The organism is Bacillus sp. AC266, assembly GCF_979253805.1.
In genome coordinates this window covers 398,469-404,898 of the sequence record NZ_CEEDEC010000002.1, presented here as the reverse complement: position 1 = coordinate 404,898, position 6,430 = coordinate 398,469, and the positions used below count along the sequence as shown (strand labels likewise).

Sequence of the window (6,430 nt, the reverse complement as noted above, 5' to 3'; positions counted from 1 at the left end):
TCTTTCTTCACTTGCGGCGACACTATATTCCCTACATTCTCTTTCTTCACTTGCGGCGACACTATATTCCCTACATTCTCTTTCTTCACTTGCGGTGACACTATATTCCCTATATTTTCTTTTTTCACTTGCGGTGACACTATGTTTCCTATATTGTCTTTTTTCGTTTGCGGAGAAATGACATTGTTAGGTTTCATTTTATTAATTTGAGGAGCAATTAACTCGCTTCCCTTTTTTATTACGTCTGAAATTTTATATTCTTTTTTCGCTTTAATTGGTGGTTGCGGTGGCTGTGGTAATACATTGATAGAAAATTTAGTGTTTTCTTTCGTAGTAGGTTTTAATTTTTCTACTTTCTCTACAACAGGTGGTTTTTGAATGACAGGCGGCTTTTCAACTGGCTTCTCTTTTTGAATCGGAATTTCTTTTTGCACTTCTTTTTGTGGCTTCACTTGCACTTCCTTTTGCGGCTTCACCTGTATTTCTTTTTGCGGTTTTATCTGCATTTCTTTTTGCGTTTGTTGCATAGCTGGTTGTTGTGTAATAGGTGTTGATTGATACGTGATCTCATCTTCATCTTCTATTGCAAGTGGCGTTGGTGTTGATGCAAACTCTTTTTGCTGCACCTCTTTTACATATTGTTTCGGGGGCGCTGAACCCGATCCAGTTTGTTGTTTCACATGAACGCTATGCGATGGCACTTTAATTTTCATCCCTGGCATAATTAGGTCTGGATTGCTAAGCTGTGTATTTGTTTTTTTTAGCGTTTCAAAATCCACTCCGTACTTTTTTGCAATTTTCCAAAGGGTCTCCCCTTTTTGCACGATATGAATTTTCAAATTTTCCCCCTCCTGTATAACTTATCTATAAGTAAAAACACTTTGAAGTAACACTTTCTAAACAACATTAACTTCTTTTACTTTTATCACTTCTTCTATTTTCAATATGATTCGAAGTGGAATAAGCATAGAAAAACCGCAATGATTTCCTCAACACAATGTATGCCTATTTCATCCTTGTTATGATTATATGTACGAAAAAAAGCAACGGAAATCCCGCTGCTTTAAACACGCTCTAACATACGATTTAATGCAAGAACTGCCTCTTCTGTTACTTGTTTCTCTACACGAATAACGTTAATTTGTTCTCCTCTTTCTATGTTCTCAAGTGCCCATAACAGGTGAGGTAAGTCAATTCGGTTCATCGTTAAGCAAGGGCACATAAACGGATTTAGCGAAATAATTTCTTTATCTGGATGTTGCTGAATAATTCGGTTCACTAAATTCATCTCTGTACCAATCGCCCACTTACTTCCCACCGGAGCTGCTTCAATCATATCAATAATATATTTCGTTGATCCTGCATAATCAGAAGCAGCAACCACTTCATAACAACATTCAGGGTGAACAATAATATTCATATCCGGATGATTTTTTCGCACATTTTCAATATTTTTCACAGTGAAGTTTTGATGAACAGAACAATGGCCTTTCCATAAAATCACTTGAATTTCTTCTATATCTCCATCGTACTCTAATGAATCTGCATGCGGGTTCCACACTGCCATTTTTTCTAACGGAATACCTAAATCATACGCTGTATTTCTTCCTAAATGTTGGTCTGGTAAAAAGACGAGACGCTCTTTTTGTGTAAACGCCCAAGACACCATTTGTTTTGCATTAGAAGAGGTTACTGTTGCCCCTCCATTACGACCACAAAACGCTTTGATCGCAGCTGTTGAATTTACATACGTTAATGGAATCATCGTATCCCCAAATAATTTCGTGAGCTCTTTCCACGCTCTTTCTGTTTGTTCAATATCTGCCATATCTGCCATAGAACAGCCGGCACGCATATCTGGTAAGATGACAATTTGATCATCTGTCGTTAACATATCTGCCGTTTCTGCCATAAAGTGCACACCACAAAACACAATATATTTTGCCTCTTTATTATTCGCTGCAACTTGCGCGAGTTGAAGTGAGTCCCCTGCTGCATCTGAAAATTGCACCACTTCATCTTTTTGATAATGATGTCCTGGAATAAATAGTAATGCCCCCATTTTTTCTTTAATTTCACGGACACGCTCTTCCATCTCTAATGTAGACATCGTTTGATAACGCTCTGGTAACATTACTTCGATTGGCTGAACTTTCTCTAAAATACCCATTTATGATTCTCCCCCTCTAAACCACTCTCATTAGGCCTCAATATTAAAACTAATATCAAGTGCTTTCACTGAATGCGTTAACGCTCCAAGTGAAATATAATCTAACCCTGTTTTTCCGTATTTTGATAAATCTTCAATTGTAATACCACCTGAAGCCTCCGTAACGATGGCACTTGGTACAATTTTTGAAAACTCACGAATCTCTTCTGGCGTACGATTATCGAACATAATAACATCTGCGCCGGCCTCTACCGCTTCTCTTACTTGCGCCTCTGTCTCTGTTTCGACTTCTACTTTCACCATATGTCCCAATCTTTCTTTCACCGATGTAACAGCTTTTGTAATCGAGCCAGCAAAAGCAATATGATTGTCTTTAATCATGACACCATCATATAAACCGAATCTGTGGTTAAATCCGCCCCCGCATACTACAGCATATTTATCAAACATACGTAGTCCTGGCATCGTTTTTCTCGTATCACAAATGCGTGTATGACTGCTATCTAAAGAAAAAACCGCCTTACGCGTCATCGTCGCTATCCCGCTCATACGCTGAATAACGTTTAATATAACGCGCTCTGCCGTTAATAATGATGCGATTGGGCCTTGCACGGTTGCAATTATTTCGCCTTTTTCTACAAGATCCCCATCTTTTTTATGAAGTTCAACTTCAATTCTCTGATCAATTAATTTAAATCCTTCTTCAATTACTAAGCACCCTGCAAATACCCCTGTATCCTTTACAAGAAACGTTCCTTTCGCAAGTGCATTATCGGGAAAGATAAGCTGAGATGTTACATCTCTTTCTCCTATATCTTCTAGAAAAAATCGATTTAATGCTTCCTTAACTTTTAACGTATTCATAAAACCCCTCTTCCCCTTATTAAACAAGTTGTAGTTTTCTTCTCACTCGGATAATCTCTTTTTTCACGCTATTTCTTTCTGGATAATCAATGCGATAATGACCACCAATACTGTCTTCTCTTTGCAAAGCTGATACTGTTATAAGCTCACAAACTGTTAACATATTAATAAGCGTTATCTCTTCATTTGTAAGTGCATCATATTGTAAGATCATATTTCGCACACCGTACCTACTAAACCATCTCTGAGCATATGATAAATTTTTCTCAGTTCGCACAATCCCAACATATTTCATCATGCATTCTTGTATTTCTTCTTTCAACGGTAAATCATTAAGAGCTATAAAACTTTTCCCTCTCTCTTCCGGCACATTTTTTCTTTCCTCTGCTGGCTTAGCTAAAATGTGTTTTCCTATTCGTCTTCCAAACACAAGACCTTCTAATAATGAATTACTCGCCAATCTATTCGCACCATGAACTCCATTACAAGCCACTTCACCGACCGCATATAAGTTTGAAATGGACGTCTCTCCGTCACAATTCGTCTTCACGCCGCCCATATGAAAATGAGCGCCCGGTACGACCGGAATAGAATTTTCTTTTAAATCAATACCATTCTTTTTACATAATGATGAGACGGTCGGAAAACGTTGTTCAAAGTTTTGAATGGTTTCGATGTTTAAGTACACTTTTTCACCTGCAAGAAGTTGTTCATGAATTGCCCTTGCCACTACATCACGCGGTGCGAGATCTTTCCCGGGATGTATATCCATCATAAAACGCTGTCCTTTTCCATTTATAAGGACAGCTCCTTCACCACGGACTGCTTCAGAAACGAGACCACAACATCGCCCGTCCACGTATAACATCGTCGGATGAAATTGTACAAATTCTAAATCAACAAGTTCCCCCCCAGCTCGATATATCATCGCAAGTCCATCGCCTGTAATTGTCTCATCATTCGATGTAAAGGCGTACAAACCACCTATTCCTCCTGATGCTAACACCGTATTATCAGCATAGTAACGCTTCAGCTTCCCTTCACTATTTCGCGTTAAAGCTCCTATGCATTTATTATTTTCTATAATAAAATCGAGCACCATTTCATGCTCAACGACAGTAACGTTCGGAACTACTTCTTGTATTAAATGCTCTAACAGATTTTTACCAGTTGCATCTCCTCCGGCATGTAAAATGCGCCGTTTTCGATGCGCCCCTTCTTTACCAAGGTGGATCCCTTTTTCATCCCCATCAAATTTCATTCCATTCGTAATAAGCTTACTTATTTCTTTCGGTCCCTCTTCAACTAAATAACGAACTGCTTCTTCGTTGTTATAATGGCAACCTGCCACTAATGTATCTTCAAAATGCCCACTCGGATCGTCATATGTAGCAACTGCTGCTGCAATTCCTCCTTGAGCTAAATGTGTATTATTATTACGTCCTGTTTTTTTTGTGATAATTATCACATTCTTTTCGTGACAAAGCTCTTTCGCAACACGAAGCGCCGCAACGCCACTTCCAATAATCAAGACATCTGCACTTGGCATAATTGTTGCCTCCCACTTTACACTTTCCAACTGTCTTGACACCTATATTTACATAGTTTTAAAATAATGACAAGAGTTTTTTTACAATTCTTATTTTCACCACCATTCTAAAAACGAAAACAAATGTCACTCTTACTGAAGAGAGGAAATTACATGATGATATATCTAGATTATGCAGCGACAACACCTATGAGCGAAGAAGCTTTAGAAACATATGTAGAAGCAGCAAAGAAATATTTCGGAAATGAACAAAGTTTACACGATATCGGCGGAAGCGCATCATCTTTATTGCAAGTTTGTAGAGAAACATTTGCAGAAATGATTGGGGGTAAGGAACAAGGTGTATTCTTTACAAGCGGCGGTTCAGAATCTAACTACCTTGCGATTCAATCCCTTCTAAATGCTAGAAATGGAAAACACATTATTACGACACCTATGGAACACGCATCGATTCGAAGTTATTTTCAATCCTTACAATCGCAAGGTTATACTATTACTGAGATTCCTGTTGATAAAAGTGGGATAATTCATTTAGTAGATTTAGAAGCAGCTATTACAGAAGATACTGCTCTAGCAAGTATACAGCACGGAAACTCTGAAATCGGGACCGTTCAAAACATTGCAGAGATCGGAGCACTTTTAAAAAAATATAATGTTTTATTTCATTCGGATTGTGTTCAAACGTTTGGTAAACTTCCAATAGACGTTAAAGCGATGGAGATTGATAGCCTCTCTGTTTCAGCCCATAAAATATACGGACCAAAAGGAGTTGGAGCTTGCTATATAAATCCGCAAGTTCGCTGGGAACAAGTATTTCCAGGAACTTCTCATGAAAAAGGCTTTCGCCCTGGTACAGTGAACGTTCCTGGAATCGCTGCTTTTTTAACAGCCGCAGAGCATATATTAAAGAATCAAAAGGAAGAGAGCTTTCGTTTTCAACAATTACGATCTTATTTTTTAGAGCAATTACAAACACTTCCTCTAGAAATTGAAGTGAAAGGACATTCTACTTCTTGTTTACCACATATTATTGGGGTTACAATAAAAGGAATAGAAGGTCAGTATACAATGTTAGAATGTAACCGTCATGGTATAGCCATTTCAACTGGAAGTGCTTGCCAAGTAGGTAAACAAGACCCTTCAAAAACAATGCTTGCAATTGGAAAAACGTATGAAGAGGCAAAACAATATGTCCGCTTTTCTTTCGGACATCACACAACGAAAGAACAAATTGATACAACTATTCATGCACTACACACAATTGGAAATCAATTTTATAGAGGTGTTAAATCATAATGAAACAAAATGATCAAAAAAAGATTTTAGGCGAAGAAAGACGACAACTCATCCTTGAGTGGCTTCTTGCTGCAAATGAACCGTTATCAGGGAATGAACTATCTAAAAAGACAAACGTAAGTAGGCAAGTTATCGTTCAAGACATTTCCTTACTAAAAGCACGAAATGAACCAATTATTGCGACTGCACAAGGATATTTATATTTAAAGCCACAAACAAGACAACAAGCTTTCGAACGCGTAATCGTATGCCAACATAAACCGGCAGAAGTACGTCAAGAACTTACTATGTTAGTTGACCACGGCGTTACGATTAAAGACGTAAAAGTTGAGCATCCTGTATACGGCGACTTAACAGCATCGATTATGGTAAGTAATCGCTTCGATGTAGAACAATATTTACAAAAAATCGAAAACACAAACGCTTCCTATCTTTCGCAACTAACAGATGGTATTCACTTACATACAATCGAAGCAGATTCTAAAGAGAAATTAGATGCTGCCTGTGAGGCACTAGATCGAGCTGGATTTCTCGTTTATTAATTAATGTAC

The 6,430-nt window shown here is 38.0% G+C and carries 5 protein-coding genes and 1 pseudogene; 2 read left to right on the top strand and 4 right to left on the bottom strand.

All coding sequences use genetic code 11. The features are described from left to right. From exsA to nadB, 4 genes and pseudogenes are all read right to left on the bottom strand, one after another. A pseudogene (exsA, locus tag AC0IXC_RS09575) lies at window positions 1–839 on the bottom strand (spore coat assembly protein ExsA); the annotation flags it as partial. Window positions 840–1,063: 224 nt separating this feature from the next. After that, window positions 1,064–2,170, bottom strand: a complete 1,107-nt coding sequence (nadA, locus tag AC0IXC_RS09570) for a quinolinate synthase NadA (protein ID WP_471652851.1) — start codon at window positions 2,168–2,170, stop codon at window positions 1,064–1,066. Window positions 2,171–2,200: 30 nt separating this feature from the next. After that, window positions 2,201–3,034: a carboxylating nicotinate-nucleotide diphosphorylase gene (gene nadC, locus AC0IXC_RS09565; RefSeq protein ID WP_471652850.1), complete on the bottom strand. Its 834-nt coding sequence runs from the start codon at window positions 3,032–3,034 to the stop codon at window positions 2,201–2,203. Between the two features lie 19 nt (window positions 3,035–3,053). After that, entirely contained in the window at window positions 3,054–4,583 is a 1,530-nt protein-coding gene (nadB, locus tag AC0IXC_RS09560) for an L-aspartate oxidase (protein ID WP_002067402.1), read from the bottom strand. Between the two features lie 153 nt (window positions 4,584–4,736). Between nadB and AC0IXC_RS09555 the strand changes: the two genes are divergently transcribed. Together AC0IXC_RS09555 and AC0IXC_RS09550 are read left to right on the top strand one after the other, a co-directional pair. Next, window positions 4,737–5,879 carry an IscS subfamily cysteine desulfurase gene (locus tag AC0IXC_RS09555; protein WP_193652397.1) on the top strand — a complete coding sequence of 381 codons (1,143 nt, stop codon included), beginning with the start codon at window positions 4,737–4,739 and terminating at the stop codon, window positions 5,877–5,879. Beyond that, window positions 5,879–6,421: a transcription repressor NadR gene (locus AC0IXC_RS09550; protein ID WP_002034157.1), complete on the top strand. Its 543-nt coding sequence runs from the start codon at window positions 5,879–5,881 to the stop codon at window positions 6,419–6,421. The genes AC0IXC_RS09555 and AC0IXC_RS09550 overlap by 1 nt, the downstream gene beginning before the upstream one ends. Window positions 6,422–6,430 lie beyond the last annotated feature (9 nt).